Annotated in this window: 26 protein-coding genes and 1 pseudogene; 4 read left to right on the top strand and 23 right to left on the bottom strand. The window is 70.6% G+C overall.

The window, feature by feature from the left end:
* A partial coding sequence (locus tag OOK40_RS33840) for a D-arabinono-1,4-lactone oxidase (RefSeq protein WP_266489273.1) occupies positions 1-1074 on the top strand: 1074 nt, incomplete at its 5' end.
* A gap of 466 nt (positions 1075-1540) precedes the next feature.
* Complete coding sequence (gene sepH, locus OOK40_RS33835; protein WP_266489272.1) at positions 1541-2596, top strand: septation protein SepH; 1056 nt, start codon at positions 1541-1543, stop codon at positions 2594-2596.
* Positions 2597-2658: 62 nt separating this feature from the next.
* Here the strand turns inward: sepH and OOK40_RS33830 are convergent, their stop codons facing one another.
* Positions 2659-3489, bottom strand: coding sequence for a sulfurtransferase (locus tag OOK40_RS33830; protein ID WP_266489270.1), 831 nt, complete (start codon positions 3487-3489; stop codon positions 2659-2661).
* Between the two features lie 225 nt (positions 3490-3714).
* Between OOK40_RS33830 and OOK40_RS33825 the strand changes: the two genes are divergently transcribed.
* Complete coding sequence (locus OOK40_RS33825) at positions 3715-4488, top strand: VOC family protein (RefSeq protein WP_266489268.1); 774 nt, start codon at positions 3715-3717, stop codon at positions 4486-4488.
* Between the two features lie 5 nt (positions 4489-4493).
* On the opposite strand, the pseudogene OOK40_RS33820 reads toward OOK40_RS33825, so the two are convergent.
* The 17 genes and pseudogenes from OOK40_RS33820 to OOK40_RS33740 form a co-directional block, all read right to left on the bottom strand.
* Positions 4494-4757 (bottom strand): annotated as a pseudogene (locus OOK40_RS33820) (thymidine kinase); the annotation flags it as partial.
* Between the two features lie 38 nt (positions 4758-4795).
* Positions 4796-5122, bottom strand: coding sequence for a transcriptional regulator (locus OOK40_RS33815; RefSeq protein ID WP_266489267.1), 327 nt, complete (start codon positions 5120-5122; stop codon positions 4796-4798).
* The gene (locus tag OOK40_RS33810) at positions 5119-5556 is read right to left on the bottom strand and encodes a hypothetical protein (protein ID WP_266489266.1); all 438 of its coding nucleotides are present in this window, start codon (positions 5554-5556) and stop codon (positions 5119-5121) included. The genes OOK40_RS33815 and OOK40_RS33810 overlap by 4 nt, the downstream gene beginning before the upstream one ends.
* A 50-nt stretch (positions 5557-5606) precedes the next feature.
* Complete coding sequence (locus OOK40_RS33805) at positions 5607-6365, bottom strand: ABC transporter permease (RefSeq protein ID WP_266489264.1); 759 nt, start codon at positions 6363-6365, stop codon at positions 5607-5609.
* A complete protein-coding gene (locus OOK40_RS33800; protein ID WP_266489262.1) occupies positions 6365-7384 on the bottom strand; it encodes an ABC transporter ATP-binding protein in 1020 nt (339 codons plus the stop codon). Before OOK40_RS33800 ends, OOK40_RS33805 begins: the two co-directional genes overlap by 1 nt.
* 133 nt (positions 7385-7517) lie before the next feature.
* Complete coding sequence (locus tag OOK40_RS33795) at positions 7518-8399, bottom strand: lantibiotic dehydratase C-terminal domain-containing protein (protein WP_266489260.1); 882 nt, start codon at positions 8397-8399, stop codon at positions 7518-7520.
* The gene (locus tag OOK40_RS33790; protein ID WP_266489257.1) at positions 8396-10870 is read right to left on the bottom strand and encodes a hypothetical protein; all 2475 of its coding nucleotides are present in this window, start codon (positions 10868-10870) and stop codon (positions 8396-8398) included. Before OOK40_RS33790 ends, OOK40_RS33795 begins: the two co-directional genes overlap by 4 nt.
* A complete protein-coding gene (locus OOK40_RS33785) occupies positions 10867-11967 on the bottom strand; it encodes a hypothetical protein (RefSeq protein ID WP_266489255.1) in 1101 nt (366 codons plus the stop codon). Before OOK40_RS33785 ends, OOK40_RS33790 begins: the two co-directional genes overlap by 4 nt.
* A 204-nt stretch (positions 11968-12171) precedes the next feature.
* Complete coding sequence (locus OOK40_RS33780; protein ID WP_266489252.1) at positions 12172-12354, bottom strand: thiocillin family RiPP; 183 nt, start codon at positions 12352-12354, stop codon at positions 12172-12174.
* A gap of 64 nt (positions 12355-12418) precedes the next feature.
* Positions 12419-12598 (bottom strand): thiocillin family RiPP, encoded by a 180-nt coding sequence (locus OOK40_RS33775; RefSeq protein ID WP_266489250.1) that lies wholly within the window; start codon positions 12596-12598, stop codon positions 12419-12421.
* 43 nt (positions 12599-12641) lie between these two features.
* The gene (locus OOK40_RS33770) at positions 12642-12815 is read right to left on the bottom strand and encodes a thiocillin family RiPP (protein ID WP_266489249.1); all 174 of its coding nucleotides are present in this window, start codon (positions 12813-12815) and stop codon (positions 12642-12644) included.
* A 77-nt stretch (positions 12816-12892) separates the two neighbouring features.
* Positions 12893-13066 carry a thiocillin family RiPP gene (locus tag OOK40_RS33765; RefSeq protein WP_266489247.1) on the bottom strand — a complete coding sequence of 58 codons (174 nt, stop codon included), beginning with the start codon at positions 13064-13066 and terminating at the stop codon, positions 12893-12895.
* Between the two features lie 32 nt (positions 13067-13098).
* A complete protein-coding gene (locus OOK40_RS33760; RefSeq protein ID WP_266489245.1) occupies positions 13099-13284 on the bottom strand; it encodes a thiocillin family RiPP in 186 nt (61 codons plus the stop codon).
* A 34-nt stretch (positions 13285-13318) separates the two neighbouring features.
* A complete protein-coding gene (locus OOK40_RS33755) occupies positions 13319-14071 on the bottom strand; it encodes a nitroreductase family protein (RefSeq protein ID WP_266489243.1) in 753 nt (250 codons plus the stop codon).
* Positions 14068-15732 carry a hypothetical protein gene (locus tag OOK40_RS33750; protein ID WP_266489240.1) on the bottom strand — a complete coding sequence of 555 codons (1665 nt, stop codon included), beginning with the start codon at positions 15730-15732 and terminating at the stop codon, positions 14068-14070. Before OOK40_RS33750 ends, OOK40_RS33755 begins: the two co-directional genes overlap by 4 nt.
* Positions 15729-16358, bottom strand: a complete 630-nt coding sequence (locus OOK40_RS33745) for a TOMM precursor leader peptide-binding protein (protein ID WP_266489238.1) — start codon at positions 16356-16358, stop codon at positions 15729-15731. The genes OOK40_RS33750 and OOK40_RS33745 overlap by 4 nt, the downstream gene beginning before the upstream one ends.
* 8 nt (positions 16359-16366) lie before the next feature.
* Entirely contained in the window at positions 16367-17722 is a 1356-nt protein-coding gene (locus OOK40_RS33740; protein ID WP_266489236.1) for a YcaO-like family protein, read from the bottom strand.
* Between the two features lie 308 nt (positions 17723-18030).
* On the opposite strand from OOK40_RS33740, the gene OOK40_RS33735 reads away from it, so the two are divergent.
* On the top strand, positions 18031-18555 hold the full coding sequence (locus OOK40_RS33735; RefSeq protein ID WP_266489234.1) for a SigE family RNA polymerase sigma factor: 525 nt from the start codon (positions 18031-18033) through the stop codon (positions 18553-18555).
* Between the two features lie 488 nt (positions 18556-19043).
* On the opposite strand, the gene OOK40_RS33730 is transcribed toward OOK40_RS33735, so the two are convergent.
* The 5 genes from OOK40_RS33730 to OOK40_RS33710 all read right to left on the bottom strand — a co-directional run bounded on the left by OOK40_RS33730 (position 19044) and on the right by OOK40_RS33710 (position 25296).
* Positions 19044-19700 carry a GPP34 family phosphoprotein gene (locus OOK40_RS33730; protein ID WP_266489233.1) on the bottom strand — a complete coding sequence of 219 codons (657 nt, stop codon included), beginning with the start codon at positions 19698-19700 and terminating at the stop codon, positions 19044-19046.
* 139 nt (positions 19701-19839) lie between these two features.
* Entirely contained in the window at positions 19840-20490 is a 651-nt protein-coding gene (locus OOK40_RS33725) for a thymidine kinase (RefSeq protein WP_266489231.1), read from the bottom strand.
* A gap of 45 nt (positions 20491-20535) precedes the next feature.
* Entirely contained in the window at positions 20536-21741 is a 1206-nt protein-coding gene (locus OOK40_RS33720) for an alkaline phosphatase family protein (RefSeq protein WP_266489229.1), read from the bottom strand.
* Positions 21741-22325, bottom strand: coding sequence for a DUF5998 family protein (locus OOK40_RS33715; RefSeq protein WP_266489228.1), 585 nt, complete (start codon positions 22323-22325; stop codon positions 21741-21743). Before OOK40_RS33715 ends, OOK40_RS33720 begins: the two co-directional genes overlap by 1 nt.
* 37 nt (positions 22326-22362) lie before the next feature.
* The gene (locus OOK40_RS33710) at positions 22363-25296 is read right to left on the bottom strand and encodes a bifunctional GNAT family N-acetyltransferase/acetate--CoA ligase family protein (protein WP_266489227.1); all 2934 of its coding nucleotides are present in this window, start codon (positions 25294-25296) and stop codon (positions 22363-22365) included.
* Between the last annotated feature and the right edge of the window lie 62 nt (positions 25297-25358).

Below are 25358 nucleotides of genomic sequence, written 5' to 3'. Positions count from 1 at the left end.
ACGGCCATGACCGTGACCGTCGAGGCGGGCACCCCGCTCAAGCGGCTGAACGCGGCCCTAGCCCGTGAGGGCCTTTCGCTCACGAACATGGGCGACATCATGGATCAGACCGTCGCGGGCGCGACCTCCACCGGCACCCATGGCACCGGCCGCGACTCGGCGTCGATCGCCGCGCAGATCAGGGCACTTGAGCTGGTCACCGCGGACGGCTCGCTGCTGACCTGCTCCGAGAAGGAGAATCCGGATGTCTTCGCGGCGGCCCGGATCGGGCTCGGCGCGCTCGGCGTCGTCACCGCGATCACCTTCGCCGTGGAGCCGGTCTTCCTGCTGACGGCTCGTGAGGAGCCGATGGCCTTCGACAGGGTCACGGCCGAGTTCGACCAGCTCTTCGCCGAGAACGAGCACTTCGAGTTCTACTGGTTCCCGCACACGGGCAACTGCAACACCAAGCGCAACAATCGCAGCGCGGGCCCTGCCGCCCCTCCCGGGCAGATCAGCGCCTGGATCGAGGACGAGCTGCTGTCCAACGGCGTTTTCCAGCTGGTCGTTTCGCTCGGCCGGGCCGCCCCCGTGACCATCCCGACGATCGCCAAGATCTCCAGCCGCGCCCTCTCGGCCCGTACCTACACCGACATCCCCTACAAGGTCTTCACATCTCCGCGCCGGGTGCGGTTCCTGGAGATGGAGTACGCGCTGCCGCGGGAGGCGGCGATCGGCGCGCTGCGCGAGGTGAAGGCGATGATCGACCGCTCGTCGCTGCGGGTCAGCTTCCCGGTGGAGGTACGTACGGCCCCGGCGGACGACATCACCCTGTCCACGGCATCGGGCCGGGAGAGCGCGTACATCGCCGTGCATCTCTACCGCGGCACCCCGTACCAGGCGTACTTCACCGCGGTGGAGCGGATCATGACCGCGCACGGCGGGCGGCCGCACTGGGGCAAGGTGCACACGCGGGACGCGGAGTACTTCGCCGAGGTGTATCCCCGATTCGGTGAATTCACCGCGCTGCGCGACCGGCTGGACCCGCAGCGGCTGTTCGGCAACGACTACCTGCGGCGGGTCCTGGGCGACTGAGGGCCAACTGCCCGTTCAGATAGGGACATGCGAGCGAAGCGAATAGTTCCCTTTGGGAAGATTCTGTGAATCAGGACACCTGGTCACCCATGTCGCAGACGCCCAACTCCCCTACCCTGCGAGAAGTTCGGCGGCGCGGCGGTCCACCCCCGTGGCCCGAATGGAGTACTGTGGCGAGCCCTGGGCCCGGCCTCCCTCATGGGCGTTCGGACCCCAGGTAGGGGGCCGAAAGCGGCGCTCGATCCGGCGGCGCCGCGGCACCGCACGGGCACCCGATGCAGAGAGTGACGGCCCAGTCACTCAGAGTCGCAAACAGGTAACCGTGCCATAACGGCGATCCAGGGCCTGTGCCCGACACGCCGGGCAACTCGGCAAGGTTGTGGCAGGCTGCACCCGGGCAGGCCACACTCGACTAGCGGAAGCAGCGACGCACGTGACGTCGGCAGGCACCACCCGGGAGGTCCCCATGCCCGAACTGCGTGTCGTGGCCGTCTCCAACGACGGCACACGACTGGTGCTCAAAGCTGCGGACAGCACGGAATACACACTTCCGATTGATGAGCGGCTGCGCGCCGCCGTGCGCAATGACCGCGCCCGCCTCGGCCAGATCGAGATCGAGGTGGAGAGCCACCTCCGTCCCCGCGACATCCAGGCACGTATACGCGCCGGAGCCTCCGCGGAAGAGGTCGCACAGCTCGCCGGAATTCCGGTGGACCGCGTGCGCCGCTTCGAGGGACCCGTGCTCGCCGAGCGCGCGTTCATGGCGGAGCGGGCCCGTAAGACTCCCGTACGCCGTCCCGGGGAGAACACCGGACCGCAGCTCGGCGAGGCGGTGCAGGAGCGCCTCACGCTCCGCGGCGCCGAGAAGGACACCGTGCTGTGGGACTCCTGGCGCCGCGACGACGGCACCTGGGAGGTCCTGCTGGTCTACCGGGTCGCGGGTGAGCCGCACTCGGCGAGCTGGACGTACGACCCGCCGCGGCGGCTCGTACAGGCCGTCGACGACGAGGCGCGCGCGCTGATCGGCGAGACCGACGACACGATCGCCTCCTCGCAGGAGCCGAGCTTTCCGTTCGTACCGCGCATCGCGCGGCTGCCGCGGGACCGGCCGCTGGACCGGGCTCTCGACCGCCAGATGGACCGGCCGGCCGCGCCCGCTGCGTCGGCCGAGCCGGAGGAGAGCGGCGGGGAGAGGGACTCCCTGACGAGTCTGCTGGAGGCGGTACCGAGCTTCCGCGGCGACATGGTCGTGCCGGAGCGGCCCGCACCACCGGAGCCGGCGCCGACGGAGCCCGCCCAGGAGCCGGAGGCCGAGGAGCCGGTGGCTCCGGCCGCGTCGGCGGGTGCGGGCTCGGCGTACGCGGACGTGCTGATGCCCCGCTCGGTGGCGGGTCACCGCGACCGTCTGACGGGGACGACCGACCGTCAGGCGGAGGCGGACGGGGTGCGCCCCGGCCGCAGGGCCGCGGTGCCGAGCTGGGACGAGATCGTTTTCGGCACGCGCCGCAAGAAGCAGGAGTAGCGGTACGCAAGGGGCCCGGCGCGAGCGGTTGGCGCCGGGCCCCTTGCGTACACGTGCGCGGGTCAGCCCGGCTGAGGGCCCGTTGCCACCGGGCGGTTCGGGTCACCGCACCACTCCGACCAGGAGCCCGCGTACAGCGCGGGCTCGAAGCCCGCGATCTCCAGGGCGATGGCCTCTTGCGCGGCGGAGACGCCCGAGCCGCAGTAGACGCCGACGGCCCCGGAGTCGGCCGTCGCGCCGAAGGCAGCGAAGCGGGAAGCGAGTTGCTCGGCCGGGAGGAAGCGGCCGTCCTTGTCGACGTTCTCCGATGTCGGGGCCGAGACCGCGCCGGGGATATGGCCCGCCACCGGGTCGATCGGCTCCACCTCGCCGCGATAGCGCTCCGCAGCCCGGGCGTCCAGCAGCAGGCCGGAGCGGGCCAGAGCAGCCGCACCGTCGGCGTCCAGGAGCGCGAGCGCGCCCGGTGCTGGCCTGAAGGTGCCCTCGTCGGGCTCGGGGACCTTGGTCTCCAGCGGGCCCGTCCACGCGGCGAGGCCGCCGTCCAGAACCCGTACGTCCGTGTGCCCTGTCCAGCGCAGCAGCCACCACGCGCGTGCCGCGCCCCAGCCCTTGTCGGCGTCGTAGGCGACCACCGGAGTGTCCGGCGAGACGCCGGCCCGGCGCATCACCGCGCCGAAGGCCTCCGGGTCCGGCAGCGGGTGACGGCCCCCGGCGCCGGGCGGGCCGGCCAGTTCCGCATCAAGGTCGACGAAGACCGCTCCGGGGATGTGCCCGGCCTCGTAGTCCGGCCGCCCGTGCGGCCCGCCCAGCTGATAGCGGATGTCCAGAAGCACTGGAGGCCGGGTCGAGGACAGCTCGCTCGCGAGTTCGGTGGCGGAGATGATGGGGTTCATAAGGGCCATCCTTGCGCAGTGCCCGGCCGCACGATAACGCCGCGGAAACGGATGGGAAATGCCAAAGCGGGCATCCTCCATCGGGAACCCGCCAATTCCGGCGCGGCCGGGGCGCGCCGGACGCCGGGTGGTGGAACCATCTGCACGGGGCGCGGCCGTTCCGCACAACGGCGCGTACCCGGTCCCCCCGCACGGCCACCACGATGGTCCGAGGAGAGAGTGACGATGACCGAGGCGACTCGGCACACGCCCGGCACACCCTGCTGGGTGAGCTTGATGGTGCATGGCCTTGACAGGACCCAGACCTTTTACGGCGAGTTGTTCGGCTGGGAGTTCTCCCCCGGCCCGCAACAGCTCGGCCCGTATGTCCGAGCGCTGATCGACGGCAAGGAGGTGGCCGGTATCGGCATTCTTCCGGCCGACCGGCAACTGCCGATCGCCTGGACGCCCTATCTGGCGACCGACGACGCGGACACCACGGCGGAGACGATCAGGAGTTGTGGAGGCACCGTCGGAGTCGGCCCGCTGGACGCAGAGGACGCAGGCCGGATGGCTGTGGTGACCGACCCGGCGGGCGCGGTGTTCGGTATCTGGCAGGCGAGCGCCCACGGCGGCACCGCGGTGTACGGCACACATGGCACACCTGTCTGGAACGAGCTGCTGACCGTGGAGACCTCGTCGGTCGGCAAGTTCTATCAAGCGGTGTTCGGCTACGAGGTGGAGGCGGTCGTCTCGGCGGACCTGGACTATGTGACGCTGCTCCTGGAGGGGCGCCCGGTGGCTTCGCTGCACGGCGTCGGCCATGCCCTGCCCCGTAACCGGGGCACGCACTGGATGACGTACTTCGAGGTGGAGGACCCCGACGAGGCCGCGGAACGCGTGGTGGGGCTCGGCGGGCATGTGGTGCAGCCGCCGCGCGAGGCATCCAGCGGCCGGCTCGCGATTGTCGCGGACCCGGAGGGCGCGGTGTTCACGATCGTACGGTCGGCCACCCGCTGACCTGGCTAGGCTTCCACCGGCAGGACGTCCGGCGAGAGGGCGGCGGCACGAGCGGTGGCCGCCGTCATCCGCCGCCGGTGGTGGCGCCGGCACAGCACCTCGTAACCGATCTCGTCCGGCGACTGGTTGACGTCCCCGACAACGACCTGGGCGCCTTCGACGACCATCACCCCGCCCACCGTACGGGCGTTGTGGGTGGCCCGTGCGCCGCACCAGCACAGCGCCTCGACCTGGAGCACTTCGACCCGGTCCGCAAGCTCGACGAGCCGCGGTTGACTGGGGATGAGAAGTCTCCGGGAAGAAGAACTCACGGGCCGCCAAGTTCGTCTACCGGCTCAGGCTCCCACGCGGCGATTTCACGGAGGGCGGTCAAGTGGCGGGCGAAGGCCGTACGTCCCTTGCCGGTGAGTGAGAGCCAGGTACGCGCGCGCTTGCCGACGAAGGCTTTGCGGACCTTCACGTACTCGGCCTGCTCCAGGAGGGCGATCTGCTTGGACAGGGCGGAATCCGTGATCTCGATGGTGTCACGAAGGGTCTTGAAGTCGGCTTCGTCGACCGATGCCAGCGCGGCGGCGATGGAGAAGCGCACCGGTGCGTGAATGACGGTGTCGAGGGACTTGCGCGGATGCGTCATGGCCTGCCCTCGGAGGTGCGGGCCGCATTGCGGTCGAGGACACCGATCACGAAGAAGGGCACGGCGCACAGGACAGCTCCCGGTACCCACCAGAGCGGTTCGCCGGAGAAGAACACCGTGCCGAGGGTGACGGTGAGTGAGTAGAGGGCCGCACCTGCCGTCGTCGTGAGGGCATACAGGGTCCGGTAGTGGCGGGCCAACACCGGACGTGTCGCCGTGTAGATCACGAGGGCGAAGAAGGGAATGAGCAGGACGACCGGAACGGCGTACTGCGAGGAGGGCTCGATCAGCAGTCCGTAGACGGCTGTCATCACCATCATCGCCAGGCCGAGGAGGAACACCACGAGGCTGGGCCGCTGGTTCCCCCCACGCATCCGGGAAGCCAGTGCGTCGGCAGAAGCAAGGGCTTCCCGCGCTTCCTTCTTGTCCATCATGGCGCCTTCCTTGCGGGACAGGACTGGAGGATACGGTCGCATGCCCGTGCCTACGCGGCTTCGCCCTGGTCCCACTTGAAAGTGCGGACGGCGAGGACGACGGCCACGGCGGTGGTGACGGCGACGACCAGGACGGACAGCCACACCGGATGGGTCGGGTCGCCCTCTGACATCTGCGTGAGCATGAGATCTGCGAAGAAGGACGTGGGCAGCAGGCTCAGTGTGGTGCGGACGGCGTCGGGCATGAGCTCGAGGGGGAACGCGAGGCCGCTCAGGAACAGGGCCGCCAGCTGCACGAGCGTACCGACGTTGGTGGCGGCGTCCGGCGAGGACAGACGGCCGCCGATCAGGTACCCGATGCCTCCGAACATGGCGAGGCCGAGCAGGGCGATCCCGAAAAGGGCCGGGAGCCGGGCCGGCTCCACCTTGCCGAGGGCGACCGCCAGCACGAGCAGGACGGCCGCCTGGGCGGTGACCATGAGGACCCTGGCGACCATGTGGGTGTAGATCAGGCGGGCTCGTCCCACGGGTGTGGTGCCCAGGAGCCGGAGGGTGCCCTTGGTTCGCAGATTCGCCAGTGGGCCCGCGGTGACAGTCAGGGCCGCGCTGGTCACCGCCAGGAAGATGGCCATCGGGAAGACCAGCTGAAGGAAGTCGGGGGCATCGGCGTCCTTCGGCATGGCCAGGCCGAGGCTGAGGAAGATGGCCAGCATCCCGAAGGGGAAGAACAGCGCGAAATAGAAGTACTTGGGGTCGCGTACGAGCTCCCGGGCGTGCAAGAGGGCCAGTTCACGCGAGGTCGAAGCCATCAAGCCATCACACCTTCCGACTCTTTGGGCTGCGTGCCGTCGTGCTCCGAAGGCGCTTGTGCACCGCCAGAGGCTTCATGGAAGGAGACTCCGGTGAGGAGGCGGAAGACCGCCTCGAGGCCGGCTTCCTTGATCTGGATGTGGCGGGCTCCGAGCGGGCCGGCGAGCAGGCCGAACACCGCATCGGAGTCGCTGGTCCGCACCGTGACCCGGGTGTTGCCGCCGGAGCCGTGGCTCTCGATGTGGGACACCCCGGGGGCGGACCGCAGCAGTGCGAGCTCGGTGTCGGCCGGGACGGTGAAGTGCACCTCGCGTTCGGGCGCGTGGGTGCTGATCAGGTCCTGCGGGGTTCCGCAGGCGGCGACCGTGCCCTTGTGCAGCACGGCGACCCGGTCGCAGAGCATTTCGGCCTCCTCCATGGAGTGCGTCGACAGCAGTACGGTGCCGCCGGATCCACGGTGTGCGCGGACCGCCTCCCACAGTTCCTGCCGCGCATTGGGGTCCATGCCCGTCGACGGCTCGTCGAGCACCAGCAGACGGGGGCGGGAGATGAGTGCCGTACCAACGAGCAGACGCTGACGCTGTCCACCGGAGAGCTTCGACACCCGGACGTCGCGCGAGGCCGACAGGCCCATCCGTTCGATGATGGCGTCGGGGTCCTCGGGGTCGGGGTAGAGGGACGCCCAGACCCGCAGGAGTTCCGCCACCGTCTGTTGCTCGAACACGGCAGCGTGCTGCGGCTGGATCGCAACGTACTTGCGGATCTCGTCGCGCTGCGCGACGGGGTCGAACCCGAGGACGCGGACTGCGCCTGCGGTGGGGCGGCGCAGCCCGACGAGGGTCTCGATGGTGGTGGTCTTGCCGGCTCCGTTCGGGCCGAGCAGGCCGAAGATCTCCCCCGGCCGCACGGAGAGGTCGATGCCCGCCAGGGCGACGACGTCCCCGTGGGGGCCCGGGTAATGCTTGGTGACGTTCTCGAGCAGGATCACCGCGTCGTAGGACGGGCCTTGTTCAGCCATTCCGCATCTGCCTCTCATCGGATACCGCCGAGGTCTCGCCGTGCGAACTGCTGTCTCTCTGATGTGCCATCATGGCATCCACTTTCCAAGTTGACAAGTGGATGCGTGGTGGGCAACCAGTAGTGGAGGACTGCTAGTTCGCCGACGCGAGCACACCGAGCAGGCTCTCCTCGGCCGGCACGAAACCCCAGCGGTTGAGGTCCATGTGCAGGTAGTGGAGGAGCAACTCCTCCCGCGGTACGGGGTTTCCGTCCGCCGCCGCGTTGAGGGTGCGTACCACCGTCTCGACATGCCTCTCCGCGCTCTCCCGGAGGGGACCGTCGAGGCGTACCGCGGCCTCCTCGACGCCCTTCGCCGCGCGGGTGAGGAGGCCGCGCAGGTCCTCCTGGGCGGGCGCCGCCATCCGCAACTGCCGCCCCCATTGGCGGCGGTGGGCGGTCCAGAACGCCGTCCGCGCCTGGGGGGCGGGAAGCGCCGCCCGTACGAGCGCGCTCATGTACGAGACGGCCAAGGCCGCCCGGTCGTAGAGCGGGGCCAGGGCGCCGATCCGCTGGTCGTCGTACCAGCGGCAGGACGCCGTGAAGAGCTCCTCCGCCCTGGCCACCCCGCCCGTTCCCCCGTACTTGGCGAGTTCCGGCGCGTACAGGCAGCAACGAGCCTGCTTGACCATCGGCAGTCCCTGCGGCACCGAGCCTGGAACGAGGCGTTCCGCAGGGACGGTTCTGTCGAGCGAACGCAGCAACTCGACGAGTTCGGGGAGGCGTTCGTGGATGCGGTCGATCCCGTCGGATGAGCACTTGAGGCGTAGCCGCAGGTGATGACCGCTCATGTCCCAGTAGCGGGTGAAGAACCATGCCGACGCCGCCTCTTCGGACGCCCGCGCGGCCAGCCAGGGGATCAGCACCCTGGTGGCCTCGTCCATCGCATCCGGATGCCCGGGGTAGGCGCGGACGTACCACCAGTCGGACTCCACGCCCCGGTCCACTCGGTCCGTACGGTCCGGTGTCAGCATCATCGGTTCTCCTCGGGCCAGGCAAGCAGGGCCACGTGCTCGGTGACTCGGGGGCGGCCGAGGGCGTCACGCTGGGCGTGCAGGGAACGCTCGGGAAGTGCCTCCACGAGCCGGAGGTGGCTGGTCTGCGGGCTGAGCCAGTGGTGCAGGACCTCCACGGAGAGCGGCGAAGCCAGGGACACCCACATCGGTTTCCGATCGGCCGTCATACCGAGTGCGTTGCCCGCGCCGCCGAGCTGGTGCACGAAGACCTCCTCGGGGATGCCGTGGGCGCGCCGGAAGGCGTCGAGCCGGACGGCGAGAGCAGTCTCGTCGCCGTCCGGGTGCGGGATCGCCGAGGTCGGCACGATCCACGAGGCGCGGCGGGTGACGAGACGGTCCCCGGGGCCGTCGGTGACGCGCGGCAGTTCCGTGACGCCGTCGCCGCAGAGCGGGCCGAGCTCGTGCGCCTTCGTCATCGTGTAGTCGGAGTGCGGCGAGCCGTTGACCCACGGATCGGCGAGTATCGCCAGCAGCCGGACGTAGGACTGGAGCAGATGCTGCGGAATGAGTCCCAGGTAGGCCAGCCCGATGGGGTCGCCGTTCCGGTCGAAGAGGGAGACTGTGTCGTCGCGGGTGTCGTGGACGAGCGCGGTGTCGTCCAGGGTGAGCCCGTTCTCGGCCTCGACCTCGCCCGGCAGTACCAACGGCGGCAGGAGGCCGCCGCATTCGGACTGCACGGTGTTGCAGTCGGTCCACACCACCAGCTCGCGGCAGGGCACGCCGGGCCAGCAGCGTTCGGTGTGCGCGGCGAGGCGGTCGCGGAAGCCGTCGCCGAGGAGTCGGCCGAAGCGGCTGAACAGCCCTCCGGTACCCGCCCCGTACTGGTTGACCACGAGCCGGTAGCGGCCCGCCTCGACATCGGCCTGGCTCGCCGCCTCGATTTGGAAGAAGACTCCGGCGTTCGGCGGGGCGCTGGTCGGCCCGACCGGGAGCCAGGCACGATCCGCCGGGTCGCTTCGGCTCGCCATGTCGGCGAACAGCGCCCGTTCGAGCGGCGGATTGGCGTCCCGGTCGACGGTGAGCCGCATCAGGAAGCCGAGCGGGTCACGGCAGACACCGCCGGCGCCGAACTCTGCGGTGAAGCGCTCCAGGAGGAAGTCGTAGAGGTGTGACCGGAAGAGGTAGGGCCGCATCCGCTCGCCCAGTGTTGTGAGGTCGGCCTGGACCTCGGGCACGGTCAGCGGGTCGGGCAGGCCCAAGTCGGTCTCCCGGTCCTCGTAGACCAGCCCGCTGGGCTTGCGCTCGCCGCGGCCGCCGTTCTCGTTCCAGCCGCCGGTGAGGTCCCGGAGCTCCGAGGCGGCGGCGATCCGTACCTCGGCGTCCTCCCGCCACGCACCGTCACCCAGGCTGTGGGCCCGCGACAGGTCACGGCGCCCGATCGGGGAGGCGGTGAGGTCGTCCTCCAGCAGCGCGGCCAGAGCGAGAAACGGCGCCTCGCCCCTGGTCCAGGGCGGGACGGGCTGTACGACTCCGGCGTCGAGCAGCCGGACGAACCGGGTGAAGGGCCGGGCGCCGCCGACGGCGGCAAGGAGTTGGGCGAACGTGGCACCGGAGCGCAGGCCGGCCATTGAGGGCAGGGCGTAGTCGGCCTCGACCGCCCGGTCATGGCGCCAGACGACACCCTCGGTGATGATCACCTCGCTGTGGAGCAGCAGCCCCGCCGGCTCGGTAGGGGTACCAGGGCGCACGGGCGCGACGCGATAGCACAGCAGGCCGGCCGTCGACGGGTCGCGTGCCAGTCGGCGCAGCGCCAGGTAAGCCGTGGTCGCGGAGGTACGGCTGCGCCCCCGGCCGTGTCCTGCCGCTCCGGCCTCACCGACGGTGGTCAGCCCGGAGAAGGGGCTCGTCTTGACGGCGGCGCGGGCGACGTACGAGTACAGCGTCTTCAGCTTTTTCGTCGACCGGGCCCTGTGTTCGCGGTGGCGGATCCAGTCCGGCGCGGCAATCGCCAGGGATGCGCCGAAGCCGCCCTTCCCCGCGCCGCCGACGGTGTCCCCGCCCGGTTCGAGGCTCTGGTGCAGGGCTTGGACAGCCTGGTCCCGGTCCTCGGCGAGCTGGGCACCCAACTGCTCCAGCAGCCCCTGCCGTTCACCGGCGAGACGGACCCAGACGTCCAGGAGGGAAGCCGCGTCGGGCGGGAGGCGCTCGGCCAGGCGACGTCGTACGTCTTCGTCCCAGGGCAGCAGGTCCAACCGGTTGACCGACCGCTTGGCGGCCAGGGCCTTGCGGCGCAGCGGTACATCGTCGTCGAGCCGGGGGACGAGATCGAAGAGAACCTCGGTGAGCTCGGGCGCCAGGGCGCTCAGACGTTCCGCGGCGGCGGCGTGTTCGGCCAGCAGCTTGCGGGTGGCCGGGGCGACCAGGTCGAGTGCGTCGGAAGGCAGGCCCGCCACCCGGGTCAGCACGACCGGGGAGATGACGAAGGAGGTCATCGTCCCACCGCCGAGAGGGCCAGGTCCACGGTGACCGGGACCGCGTGGAACATGGTGTAGGCAAGGAGGCAGACATAGGCCACGGAGAACAGTCCGTACGCCATGTGGCCGCGGCGGGCCGCCTTGCTGAGGTTGGCGAGGTGCGCGGGGAGCTCTTGGCGCCGGGCCGTGTGGCGCAGCAGCGCGAACGCGCGCCCCCGGGCGTTGGTGAGTCCGCTCGCCGCTTCGAGAGCCGTGTAACCGTCGCTGGGCATCAGCGGGTTGAGGTTGATGATCAGCATCAGGAGCTGCATCCCCAGCAGCAGCACGGCCGTGTCCCTGAGCAGCCCGGCGGAATTCAACGCGACCGCGCCCGACACTGCGCAGAACCAGCCGTCACTGAGGATGCCGGCCATGGCCAGGACGACTCGGCCGCCGCGTCCCCGGAAGCGGTAGGCGTCCGTGCGGTCCACGTAGGCGACCGGCATGAAGTAGAACAGCAGCGCGACTCCCAGTCCGCGGACTGGTGTTCCGAGCATTTGGGCGACCAGGGCGTGGGCGGTCTCGTGCATCAGCACGTACAGCAGCATCACGCCGGTGGCGAGCAGGAACGCGGGCCCCGCCAAGTCCTGCGGCGGTGGCATCGCGGTGAAGAGGGTATGGAAGCCGAACGCGTACCCCGCGAGCGCGCCGAGTGCGACGATCAGTACCAGCAGTTTCGCCGGCACGGCGCGCAGGACGGCGGCCAGGGGTTCGAGCACGCGTGGCAAAGACCGGGTCAGGATGATCCGCGGCATCAGCATGGACGTGCGGACGCGGCCCCCGCCCTGGGGCTTGTCGGGCAGTTCGGAGCCCTCGAGGAGCCCGCTGCTGCCCAAGGCGGCCAGGAAGGTGTCGATCTGCCGGGAGAGTGCTTCGGCGCGCACCTGGTCGGCACGCGAGAAGAAGGCGACGAGGTCGTCGCGGGAGCGGGTGCCGTCCAGATAGGTGAGCACCGCTTCGCCGGCGCGGGTGATGCGATGGTAGTTCCCGGTGACCGGATCGAAGATCAGCGGGATGTCGTCCATCCCGCGGATGACCTCCAGCTCGTCTCGGAGCTTCGGTGGCGAACTGATCACTGTCTACCTCTCCTGTACTCCTGGACGCCCGGGGCCGACCGGCCGCGACCCGTTGACCCCGGGCCCTGCGTTGCAGGATGCTGCGAAATGAGAAAGCCGCCTTCCAGCGGCGCCGGTGACGGCACCGCTGGAAGGGAGGAACCGTGCCCGGCGGGCAGGTGCTGAAACGGTGTCAGCCAGTGCGGCACCGCCTGCCGGGACCGGTCACCCGTACGTCGACGCCGTGGTGGCGCTGCTGGCCGAGCTGACCGGGCAGGACGCGCACGCGGCGGACGTCGCCGTGGAGAAGGAGCCCAGGGCGTTGCCCTGCGGCAGCTCCTCGACGGACAGTTCGCCGTCCAGGGCGTACAGATCGAACGCGTACGGGTCGTTGTGCTGCTCGTTCATGGGGTGTCACCTCTTCTCTGCTTCTTGGGTGCCGGCTCTGGAGGGCCGGAGGGGACGGAACGGGTCAGCCGACGCAGGAGGCCGTGGTGGCGCTGCTGGCCGAGCTGGCAGGACAGGAGAAGGAGCTCGCCGAGGTGGCGCTGGAGAAGGAGCCCAGGGCGTTGCCCTGCGGCAGTTCCTCCACGAAGAGCTCCTCGTCCATCGCGTAGAGGTCGATGAGCTTGTCGGTGCTGTTCTCGTTCACAGGAGATGTCCCTTCTGAGAGGGGCGTGACCGCGCGGGGGCGGTCAGCCGAACGTCGAGGCGCTGCCGAGGCTGGAAGCCGAGGTCGCCGGGCAGGACGCGGTCGACGCCGAAGCGGCGGAGAACCAGCAGCCGAGGGCGTTGCCCTGCGGCAGTTCCTCGACGGACAGTTCGCCGTCCAGGGCGTACAGGTCGAATGTGTCCTCGTTGGTGTCCACTGATCGTTTTCCCTTCGAACGAGGTTCTGTGTGGGACGTGTGGTGGAACGGAGGCGGAGGTGGCACCTCCGGGCCGGTCAGGTGTAGCTGGAGAAGGAGGTGAAGGAGGAGGCGGTGGTCGCCGGGCAGGAGGCCGAGCTGGCCGATCCCGCGGTGGAGACCGACGCGAGGGCGTTGCCGTCCGACAGCGTCTCCATCTCGAGGGAGTCCTCGAGGATGTCGTCGAGGACGTAGAGCTCCAGTTCAGACATGGTGTGCTTCCTTTCTTCCGGGTGCGCCGGGCTCAGCCCGTGCAGTTGGCGGTCATGATGCTTCCGGCGCTGCTGACCGGGCAGCTGGCCGTGGTCGCGCTGGAGGCGGTGCTGAAGGTGCCCAGCGCCACGCCCTCGGGGATCTGCTCGATGGACAGGTCCTCGTCGCCCAGGTCGACACTGTGGAGGTCGAGCTCCCACGCGCTGGCGTCGGTCATCGGATCACTTCCTTCGGTTGCGTTGTTTCTCGGATCACCGGTGGCCGGTCGGCCCCGGAGGTATGGGGGGCGGCACGGGTGCGCCGCCCAGGGCCAGGGCGAAGAGCTGGTGCCGGCTGGCCCCGTCGCTGCGCAGCGGCAGCCGTACGGAGGCGGGGATGAACCCGGCGAATACGGTGCCGACGAGACCGACGGCCACGGCGTCGAGCCACATCGTGTACGCGGCTGCCGCGGCACGGGTCATGAGCGTCCGGTAGCCGTGGGCACCGTGCAGTTCGCTCGCCCGGTCGAGGTCGGCGGCTAGGGAGATGATGGCGGCGGAGTCGCAGAACTCCCGCTGGATCGTGAGCCCGTGCAGGGCTTCGCCCTCCGGCAGCGGTGCGACCTGGACGTAGGACCGCTCCGTGCCGCTTCCGGTGTCGAGGCTGTGCATGCCGGGCTCCAAGCCTCGGAGCCGGAAGGCGACGACGTTGATCTGCAGCGGCAGCCGCTCCCCCTCGTCCGGCCAGGACGCGAGGTCCGCCTCGATGCCTCGGGCGGCCACGTCGGCGACGAGGGAGGCATCGACGGGTTCGGGGCCGAAGAACCGTACGGAGCGGCGCTTCTCCAGCACGGTGAGCAGGGGCGCCCTGTCCCGCTGCCGGGCGGTGAAGCGGACGGGCGGTCCGAGGGGTACGGGCGGCTGGGGCGCGGGTCGTGCGGGCATCGGCGCGGTGGCGGTGCCCGTGGCCGCGGGAGCCCGGAAGGCGGTGAGGAGTTCAGCCGCGAGGTCGTGCGGGCTGCTCATGTGGCGTCTCCCAGGTCGATGACGGCCGTGACCGGTTCCATGTCGGGGTTGGTGCCGAGGGCCGCCGCGATGGCGTCGTCGTCCCAGCGGGGGCGCAGGGCGAAGCCGACGCCGAGGGCATGGGCCGCTTCCCGGGCGGTGGCCTGGGCACAGCCGCTGTCGAGCAGCACGATCCGCAGGGCGAAGGCGGAGTACTTGCGGGCGACCTTGGGGAAGTCACCGGTCAGCACGATGCTGAACGGCCGGTCACCGGGCACGGCGTCGGCGCGGGAGGACAGCCGCGCGAGCCGGTGGCCCGAGGCGACGTAGCCGTAGACGCCGGGGGCGATGCCCGGTACGTCGCGGACGGCGGCGTACGCGGTCACCGAGCCGATGTTGCCGCCGCTCGCCGTCCAGCGGGCCACCTTGTCGGGGTTGTCGGCCCTGATGCCCGCGGTGACCGAGAGCAGCAGCGACAGGATGTCCGTCCCGGGCCGCGCGGCGTCCCGGGGCTCGTCGCGGTCGGCGCGGTTGAGCCGGGCGTGGTCGGGCGGCGGGAGCTCGACGGCGGGGGCAACCGGCCAGGTCCGGGAGACGCGCTGCAGAGCCAGGTTGGAGGGCTTGTAGTGCATCTGATGGGCCTTGAGGTCGGCGAACTCCTTCGGGGGCATGGCCACTGACGCCTCGAAGCGTGTCGCCGGCGCGGCGCGTTCGACGACCGGCCCTTCGGCGACGGAGCAGCGCGGACAGCCGGGCCGGGTCGCGGAGGAGGTGTCCCGCTGGCCGAGGGTCTCCAGGTCCACAAGCCGCCAGCGCATCGGCAGCGGGGTAGGGGTCGTCCGGGATACCGCGGCGAACACGTCGCGGGCGAACAGGGCAGCGGCGAGCTCGTGGTCGCCGACGACGGCCGTACGGTCGTCGTCCTCGTCGTCGGCGGTCAGGCAGTCCAGGCACGGCGTCGTGCGGGGGTCGACCAACGGGCCCAGGGCCGCACGGCGGCCGCGCACGCTCAGGCGCAGCAACGGGACGCCCTTGTCCCAGCAGTGCTCGGCGAGGGTGTGCCGGCCGGTACCGGGAGCGGCGTCCTGTCCGCCGCCTCCGGCATCGGCCCAGACCGCGAGCGTCGCCCACTCAGCCGGGGTGTCGCCGGTGCCCAGGGTGACCGGCATGGAACCGGTGAGCTCGTCGCGCAGAAGCTCGGCGAGCGCCGGGTCGCCGAAGATCTCGATCTCGGCGGTACGGAGCCGGGCCGCCGCCTCCTCCCAACAGGGGTTCACCTCGGTCGCGCTGCCCACCCGGGACAGGTAATCAGCGAGGCGGTCGTCGACGTCGGTGACCGCTTCGCGTTCCGGCCCCCCGGGCGGCCCCTCCTCGACGACGCCGCAGGTCCACAGCAGCGAGAGTGCCTTGAACACGACCTCTTCGGGCAGCCCGAGCTCCGCCGCGAGCCGGTCATGGGTGCGCTCTCCGTCGAGCAGGTCGAGCAGCCCGGGCAGCATCTGCGTGGCGGACCTGCCGCGGAAGAGCTGCTTCTTGGGCGGGCCGGTCACCACCACCTGGTCGGCCTCGGCGCTGACCACGAGGCCCCGGCGCAGGCGCGGCCGCCGGGGGATGCGCAGCTGCGGGTCGAACCGTGCGGCGGAGCCTACGGTTTCGGCCGTCATCATGGATCGGTCGCTCACGCTTTCCGCCCTTCGTTGATCGAGGCCAGTCGGCGCCACAGTTCGTCGCCCGTGGCAGCGGTGCGGCAGCGCGCGCATCGGTCCACCGCGATCACGGAGGCCCTGCTGGTGGCGCCGGTGATCTGGTCGAACTTCCGCACCGTGCCGCCGATCGCCTCCTCGTCGCCCGGTGTGCGCAGCGCCTCCTCGACTGCTTGCCGGGCGAAGGCGGCGGCGACGCCGACGTGGTGGACCGGGTAGCCGGTCGGATGGCGGTCCCCCGTGCCGGCGGAGCCGTGCTCGGGCCGCCGGTGCTGGTTGCGGCGGCGCGCGTAGCACTGGTGGCAGGCCGTACGGCCGGGGACCACCACGGGTCCGCACAGCACCTCGGTGGCGGTGGTGTGCACCCCGAACCAGGGAGTGCCCCAGGCGAAGGCCGCCCGGTCCGCCGCCTCGTCGATCCGGGGCCGCTCATGGGAGGTTGCCAACATGATGAGGTCGGCGCGGGGCCACAGACTCGGGTGGGTTCCCTCGTCGATCTCCATCAGGGTGATGTCGTGTCCGCGCTCCCGGGAGCCGTGTTCCAGGCGTCGTGCGACGTCCTTGCCGAACGCCCCTGAGGCGAGTACGAGCAGTTGACGATTCATGACCCACCTCACGCGAAGGGCTGCGGATTGGGATTGATGCCGTCCTCGTCGCGCACGGGGTGGCCCATGGCGCGAGGAGCCTCATAAAGGCGGGGGTGGGCGAGGTAGCGGGCCCGGTGGGCGAAGGAGAGCGGCATCAACTGCGGCACCATGACCCGTACGACGGTCGCGCCCACCTGGCGGGCCTCGTCGGTCGTGATGTCGACGACCACGACCTCGCAGCCGGCCTTGGACAGCCGCTCCAGCAGCCATGGCAGCTCCTCCGCTCCCTCTGCGGGGCGCGGCAGGTCGGCGAAGGCCCGCACGGGGCGCTCGCCCTCCAGCAGGAAGTCGAACCGATGGCGCTGGTCGGGCTTCCCGGCGAGGAGCGCGCCACCGATCACGCTGACGATGTCCTGCGGGTCGTCCGGGTTCGTGTGCCGGCTCGCGTGGGAGCGGAGCGCGATGCGCAGCGAGGCGGCCTCGCGGTGCAGCTTGGCGATGGCCTTGCCCGGGTCGGTGTCGCAGGTGGCGACGACGAGTTGGGCGAGATCGCGGTCGTGGTCTGCGAGCTGCACCCCGTAGATGACGGGGATGCCAACGTCCGTCGTGGCGTCGAAGAGCAGGGTGCGGATGTTCTCGCTGGCCGCCCGTTCGACGAACGCGCGGTGCTCGGGGGCCAGATCGTCGAGTGCGAACTCCAGCCGGGGCAGCCGGAGGCGCTGAAGCCATGTCAGGGCAATGGAGTCCCGTTCGACGACTTCCATCAGACCGTTGGCTATGGCGGCCAGCGGGTCGGCGTGGGTTGCGCAGCCTGTGGAGACCGGGTGCACGTAGCGCTCGGCTGCCGACTCCGGTGAGCACTTCAGATAGACCTGGACGGCCGGTACGTACACCTTCCGGCCGCGGGCGAGGGACCAGCCCTCGACCCAGCGCAGCGGCATCCGCCGGTCGGTGGGCACCAGACCGCAGCGGGGGTCGGCCAGTTCGGCCGGTGAGAGGTTCGGCCACTCCCAGGGCGGGATGGCGTCGTCGCCGAGTTCCTCGGCGGTCGCCCAGATCATGTCCTGCGGGGACCAGGCGCACGAGGAGTACCGCTCCAACGATTCGGCGGCCGCGAGGTGCGCCGCCGTCTCGCTGTCCAGCGCTCCGCCTGCCCCGTCGAAGTTGCCCGAGGAGGCGTCGTGCTTCCACTCCCCGTGCGCGGCGAGAACCGCTCCCGGGTCGCCCAGCGATCCGGAGAAGACCGCGAAATCCGGCTCCCCCTCGGTGACGGGCAGCCAGGTGAGCCGGGACACAAGCCCGTACGGCGACACCAGCTTTCCGATCCGGCGCAGGGACTCGGGCACCGCGGCGCCCTGGGGTGTCGCCTGGAGCGTCCTCATTCCTCGCCCTCCTCGATGATCGGAAATCCGGCCGGGTCGCAGCCGAGACCCCTTCCAATTCGCATCCGTTGAGACCGCAAAAGAGAAATCCCTTGTCCTGGACGGTGCAACTCCGCTTCGCACCATGGGGCCTGGAACATCTGCAACGCATGTTGCATTGAGCCACTAGCGGGAGAGCAGATGACGTGTTTGACTCCGTTGAGCGTCACGCGGCCCGGTTCGCGACTTGTGGCGAACCGTTCCCACCCTCTACACGTGGTGGACAGGCCGGGACGCTGTTCGGCGGGGCGAAGAAATTTCGAACGGGGATGAACCGATTGGATGAGGCGCACGAGGAACGCTTCGCACGCTACGTCGTAGGTGCTCGACCAGCACTCAGACGTAAGGCATTCGTACTGGTAGGGGACTGGTTCGCGGCCGACGATCTCGTACAGCAGACACTGATCACCGTCTACCGGAGCTGGGAGCGGCTGGATCGCCACGACGCACTGTCCGCCTACACCCGCACCGTGATGGTGCGGCTCTTCATCGACGAACGGCGCAGGCATCGCTGGACCCGCGAACTGTTGCAGGGCTCGTTACCCGAACCCGAGCCCGCGGCTGAGGAGATGACCCGGGTCGGGGACAGGATGATCCTGCTCAAGGCGCTGTCGACCCTCTCGGCCCGGCAGCGCAGTCTCGTCTACCTACGCTACTGGGAGGACCTCAGCATCGAAGAGGTCGCGCGGATCATGGACTGCTCGGCCGCGACGGTCCGCAGTTCCACCTCCAGAGCGCTGCGGATCCTGCGGGAGCGGATCGGCGTGCTCAGCGCGCCTCGACGGGAGGATTGACTGAACTACGAGTGCCGGGGCGCCGGCCACGGGGCGTCCGCGAGGGTCACCCTTGCCAAAGGACCGGCGACCCGGCACTCTGAACCAGATGCAGGCAGCAGCGTCCACTCAGGCTTCCGCCGGGAGACAACCGCAGGAAACCTGCTCAGGGTGCAAGTGACGCTCGGCCAGCTCCGCATATGCTTTGTGAGGCCAACCTGTTCGGCACCTTTTTCTCCATGGGATTGAGTCATGAGTGAATCTGGGCGAGATCACGCTTCGGAATGCGAATGGGACGCTTCCGAATCACTCCGCGACGCCCTGCACACACTCCTCGGCTCAGCTCCGGCCCCGCGCCCTGAATTGAGCGACGAGGAACTCCTCGCGAAAATCCGCGAGTCCGCCGACAAGGCTCCTTTGGAAGACCTTCAGTGACGGGCATCGCCAGACCGGCCTCGACCTGATACTCCGGGCGATATCCGGCCGATGCACCGATGGGGCTTAGCCGATCAGCTCCTCATGGTGACCAGGGCGACCGCGGACATCGCCGCCTGCATGTCCTGGATCGCCTTGCGCACGCTCTCCCCCGCCCATTGCCCCTCGGCGATCTCCCGCATTCGCGGAGAGACCTCTTTGCGCGGCAGGTCGGGGAAGGCCAGGCGGTGCAGCTTGGCGCCGTGAAGCAGTGCGATGAGGCCGGCCGAGCGGTCGTCGGGCTCCCCATGCCGCAGGACCAATCCCTCAAGCCGCCCGCGCAGTTCGCGCTCGACCGTGCCATCCGCCTCAGGAAACCGCCGCACCGGGAACAGCCCCAGTAGCTTGCGCTCTTCCTGGCTGACCAGGCCGCGCTCCCTGAGGCTTTCGAGGGTGGCGTCCAGAACCTTGCGGTGGTCCTTGGTCAGCCACTCCGTCACCTTGGGCGGCTTGCTCTTCCCCGCCGCCCAGGCATCGATCATCCTGAGCCGGTCGTCGAGCAACCGGACCCCCGTCGACGCCGTGTCGACCACCGCGATCCGTCCGCGGTCCACGGACAGGCGACCGGACAGAACGAGCTCGAGGACGATCCCACCCGCTACCGCCCACTGGCAGGCCTGCCGTTCGCGCGCCACCCCCGAGTCGTCGTCCAGCGACAGCAACGTGATCTCCTCGCCCAGTGTCACCGTCATGCTCGGTCCCCCGTCACTCGACTCTCCTTCTGAGACGTGTGGGACGGGACCTCCGTTCCCGCAACCGGGGAGTAACCCCTGTGTGGTCCACGCCCGTTGGGGTTGGTGGCGGTGGTGCGGATGACCCCCGCCGACCTGGCTAGGTGACTTCCACCGGCAGGACGTCCGGCGAGAGGGCGGCGGCACGAGCGGTGGCCGCCGTCATCCGCCGCCGGTGATGGCGCCGGCACAGCACCTCGTAACCGATCTCGTCCGGCGACTGGTTGACGTCCCCGACAACGACCTGGGCGCCTTCGACGATCATCACCCCGCCCACCGTACGGGCGTTGTGCGTGGCCCGTGCGCCGCACCAGCACAGCGCCTCGACCTGGAGCACCTCGACCCGGTCCGCGAGCTCGACGAGCCGCTGCGAGCCCGGAAAGAGCTTGGAGCGGAAGTCGGTGGTGATGCCGAACGCGAAGACATCCAGTTCGAGGTCGTCGACGACGCGGGCGAGCTGGTCGATCTGCTCGGGCGCGAGGAACTGCGCCTCGTCGGCGATCACGTAGTCGCAGCGCCCGCCCTGGGAGAGATGGGCGACGAGATACGCGTAGAAGTCGAAGCCCTCGGCGGCCTCGACCGCGTCGGTGACCAGGCCGAGCCGGGAGGAGAGCTTGCCCTCGCCCGCCCGGTCGTCGCGCGTGAAGATCATGCCCTGGAGCCCGCGCGTGGACCGGTTGTGCTCGATCTGAAGAGCGAGGGTGCTCTTTCCGCAGTCCATCGTTCCGGAGAAGAACACCAGCTCGGGCATGGGGAGTTGAGGACCTTTCGGGGCTGTGCGGGGAGGGAGGGACGGTCAGGAGCGTACTTCGAAGAGCGGTACGAGCTGCTCGACGGGGGTCATGGAGCCGTGCATCCCGACCATCGCCGACTCGTGGGGCTCGTTGACGGACGCGGTGATCACCACGTCGTCGTGGGCCGCCGCGACGACGTCGCCGATCCGTCCGTACACCCGCTCGTCGACCCTGGCGCCGAACCAGCCGGCCGCGATCGCCTCGTCCCGGCTCGCCACCCAGAACTGCTCGCCGAGCACCTCGCGCCAGACGGCGAGCACGTCGGACTCGGCGCCGGGGACGGCGTAGACATGGCGGGCCCGGCCCTCGCCGCCCAGCAGGGCGACTCCGGCGCGCAGTTCCCAGTCCTCGTCGAAGTCGATGCGCGACTGCTCGTCGAAGGGGATGTCGATCATGCCGTGGTCGGCGGTGACATACAGCGCGGTGCGCGGCGGCAGTTGCTCTGCGAGGCGCTGCGCCAAGCGGTCGACGTACATCAGCTGGCCGCGCCAGGCGTCGGAGTCGACACCGAAGCGATGGCCCTTGCCGTCGACTTCGCTGTAGTACGTGTAGACCAACGAGCGGTCCCCCATGGCCAGTTGCTCGGCCGCGAGGTCCATGCGCTCCTCGCCGGTGAGCCTGCCGAGGAAACTGCCGCCGCTGAGTGCGATCTTGGTGAGCGGGGTGTGCTCGAAGGTCGGCGAGGACACCTGGGCGGTGTGGACGCCCGCCTCGTCGGCGAGCTGGAAAACAGTGGGGTACGGCTGCCAGACGCGCGGCTGTGTCCATGGCTTCCAGCGCAGCTGGTTCATCAGCTCGCCGGTGTCCGGATTGCGCGCGGTGTAGCCGGGCAGGCCGTGGGCTCCGGGCGGCAGACCCGTGCCGATGGAGGCCAGCGAGGTGGCGGTGGTGGCGGGGAAGCCGACGGTGATGGGCCGTCCCGTGCCACCGCGCGAGGTGCCGAGCAGCGAGGTGAGGTAGGGGGCCTCGTCGGGGTGGTTCTTGATCTGCTCCCAGCCGAGTCCGTCGATCAGGAAGACGCAGTTCCGGTCGGCGGGGGTGAGCTCGGGGATGCTGTGGGCGAGTCCCGGTACGCCCTGGCCCGCCGCGAGCGTCGGCAGCAGATCGGCGAGCGAGCCGGTGCCGTACTCGGGGACGGGTGCGGTGTCGACGGCCAGCCGCACCGGGTCGTCGGGCCAGATCGCGGGCTGGGCTGTGGACTGAGGCATCAGCGCGTGGCTGCCGTGGCTTCGGAGAGCGCCTGGGCGAAGGCCAGCGTCTGGCGGACCGCGTCCGTGCCGTCGCCGGCCTCGCTGACGCGCAGGCTCAGGTCGTCGGCGGTGGAGTTGCCTGTGTAGCCGTGGTCGGCGTCGCAGTTTGGATCGCCGCAGGCGGCGGGCTCCAGGTCGATCCGGGAGACCGCGCCCCAGCCGATGGTGAGGACGACCTCGCGGGGCAGGGTGCCGGGGGCGTACGACTCGGGGTTGGCGACGACACGGCTGACCACGACCGAGGAGATCCGGCCGAGCTTGACCGATTCGGTCGAGGTCGTGGCGTACGGCGTCGGGGAGCTGGAGTCGGCGGCCTGCTCGTCGGTGTGGCTGACGATGAAGCGGTTGGCCGTCAGGACGAGGACGGTGACATGGCGACGCACCTCGTTGGCGTCGAACGTCGTCTCCTGGTGCACCAGGTACGACGCGATCTGCTCGCCACCGACAGCGGCCTCCACCGCCTCGGCCACGAGGGCCGGGTAATAGCCGCTGCGCTCGATCGCCGCGCGCAGCCCCTGGGTCGTCGTACCGGTCTTCGCCATGCGGTCCATCCTACGGGCCCGCAGGGCCGGTGAGCGCTCAGTAGCTGGGGAGTCGGCGGGGGCCCAGGTCAGTGCGGGCGGGGGGTGGCGCGAGGCGTACGGAGGCGTCGAGCACGGAAAGGCCTCGCTGAGCGACAACGACCGGTTCGAGGCTGATCCCGACCACTTCCGGGTGGTCGTCGACCAGTCGTGACACCCGGAGCAGCAGCTCCTCCAGGGCGGGGGTGTCAACGGGCGCGGAGCCGCGCCAGCCGAAGAGGAGGGGCGCGGTCCGGATGGCCCTGATCAACTCGGCCGCGTCACGGTCGGTGGCGGGGACGAGCCGGTGCGCGGTGTCGCCGAGCAGCTCGGAAGCCGCACCGGCGAGCCCGAAGGAGAGGACGGCGCCGACGGCGGGGTCGATGGCGGCACGGACGACGGTGTCCACCCCGCGGGGTGCCATCGCCTGGACGACGGGCTGCAGCTCTTCCGGCTTGCCGAAAGTCTCGGTCAGCTCCCGGTACGCCTGGCGCAGTTGGTCTTCGGTGGCCAGATCGAGCCGTACGCCGCCGAGGTCGGCGCGGTGGCGCAGGTGCGGGGCGGTGGTCTTGAGGGCCACCGGATAGCCGAGCTGCCCGGCGGCGTGAACCGCGGCATCCGGTCCCGGCGCCGGGAGGGTGGGCCGGACGTCGATGCCGTACCGGCCCAGCAGCGCGCGGGCGTCGTCCGGGGCGAGCGTGCGCGCGCGAGGGTCGTCGTGCCCCCCGAGGAGCGCCTCGATCCGGCGGGCGGCGCCGGGCTCGTCGATGTCCTCGTATTCGGGGACCTTGCCGGGGTCGGCGGCGTCGCGGCGCCACTGGGCGTACTTCACGGCCTCGGAGAGTGCACGGACAGCACGCTCGGCGGCGGGGTAGGCGGGGATGCGGTAGTCGTGCGGGGCGGCCGCGGGGGCGGGGGCCCCGTAGCGGGCGGCCGCGGACACGGGTGGCGCGTTCGGCGCCGGAGGTGGCGCGGGAGCGGTGGCGGGCGGGGCGGGAGCGGTCGTGGTCGTGGCGGTGACGGGCGCTTCCGCCGTCCGCGTGCTCGACGCCGCCGCCAGCGCCTCCGCCAGGCCGCCCATCTCCACATGGACCACCGCCACCGGCTTCGCCGGGGACGCGTCCGAGGCCTCGCGCAGGGCCGCGGCCAGGACCTCGCCGTCGCCCGACTCCGTGACGCCGTTCTCGCCGACCCACGGGATGGCCGTCACCACCACTGCGTCGCACGCGTCGTCCTTCAGCGCCTCGGCCAGAGCCGCGCGGAAGTCCACTGGCGTCGCCGCGGTCGTCAGGTCGCGCGGCGGCTGCGGGCGCAGGCCCTCGGTCAGGCAGGCGTCGTACGTGAGGAGCCCGAGGGACTCGGAGTTGCCGAGGATCGCCACGCGCGGCCCTGCGGGCAACGGCTGGCCGGCCAGCAGCAGGCCCACGTCGACGAGTTCGGTGACGGTGTCGACGCGGATCACGCCCGCCTGGCGCAGCAGCGCGCCGACCGTGGCGTCCGGGATCCGGGTCACCGGCACCGCGTGCCCCGGCGGCTCGCTGCCGCTGTGGCGGGCGCCCTTGACCACGACCACCGGTTTCACCGCCGCCGTACGCCGTGCGAGCCGGGTGAACTTGCGGGGGTTGCCGATCGATTCGAGGTACAGCAGAACGACATCGGTGTCCGGGTCCTCGTACCAGTACTGCAGAAAGTCGTTGCCCGACACATCCGCGCGGTTGCCCGACGAGATGAAGGAGGAGAGTCCCGCGCCGCGCCGGTGGAGGCCCGCCAGCAGAGCGATGCCGATCGCGCCCGACTGAGTGAACAGGCCGATGCGCCCGGGGGCCGGGGAGTCCGGCGCGAGCGAGGCGTTGAGCCGGACGGCTTCCGCGGTGCTGATGATGCCGAAGGAGTTCGGGCCGATGATGCGCATGCCGTACGAACGGGCCTGCCGCACCAGTTCGCGCTGCCGCTCGCGTCCCGTCCCGCCACTCTCGGCGTATCCGGCGGTGAGGACGACCAGACCCTGGACGCCGTGCTCGCCGCAGTCTGCGACCGCTTCCGGCACCCGCTCGGCGGGTACCGCGACGACCGCGAGGTCGACCGGCTCGCCGATCTCGCCCACGGACCGGAAGGCGGGGACACCGTCGATCTCCCGCTGATCCTCGGACAGGGCGCGGTTCACGGCGTACGTACGGCCCGCGTACCCGGCCTCCAGGAGGTTGCGCAGCACGGTGCGACCCACGCCGCCCGGCGCGCGGCCGGCGCCGACGACGGCGACCGACCCCGGTGCGAGCAGACGCTGCACGGAGCGCGCCTCCGCCCGCTGCTCGCGGCCGCGCTGGACGGCGAGGGACTCGGCGGTCGGTTCGAGGTCGAGGGTCAGATGGACGGAGCCGTCCTCGAAGCTGCGCTTCTGTGTGTACCCGGCGTCCCGGAACACCTTGATCATCTTGTTGTTGGCGGGCAGTACCTCGGCGGCGAAGCGCCGGATGCCCCGCTCACGGGCGACCGCCGCGATGTGCTCCAGGAGGGTGGAGGCGACACCGCGCCCCTGGTGCGCGTCCTGGACGAGGAAGGCGACCTCCGCCTCGTCGGAGACGGGAGGGGCGGGCGCGGAGCGCCCTCCGGCAAGGGTGGTGGTGGGAGACGGGTGGGAGCTCGCGGGGCGGCCCTCCGCGTTGATGCGGTCGTAGCGGACGGTGGCGATGAACTCGCCGCCGACCGTGACCGCCAGACCCACCCGGTCCACATAGTCGTGATGGGTGAAGTGGTGGACGTCCTTGGCGGAGAGCCGCGGGTACGGCGCGAAGAACCGGTAGTACTTCGACTCGTCGGAGACCTGTTCGTAGAAGCTGACCAGACGCTCGGCGTCCTCGGTGGTGATGGGCCTGATGCGCGCGGTACCGCCGTCACGCAGCACCACGTCCGCCTCCCAGTGATCGGGGTAGGCGTGATCCGGCTGGGTCTGCATGTGTGAAAGCGTACGGCTCACCCACCGGTCGCGGGTCGGTTCGGGAGCACGCCGCGACACAT

It is taken from the genome of Streptomyces sp. NBC_01481, from assembly GCF_026339995.1.
In the GTDB taxonomy this organism is placed as follows: domain Bacteria; phylum Actinomycetota; class Actinomycetes; order Streptomycetales; family Streptomycetaceae; genus Streptomyces.
The sequence above is the reverse complement of the archived record's forward strand: the minus strand, read 5'-3'. Positions and strand labels throughout refer to the sequence as shown.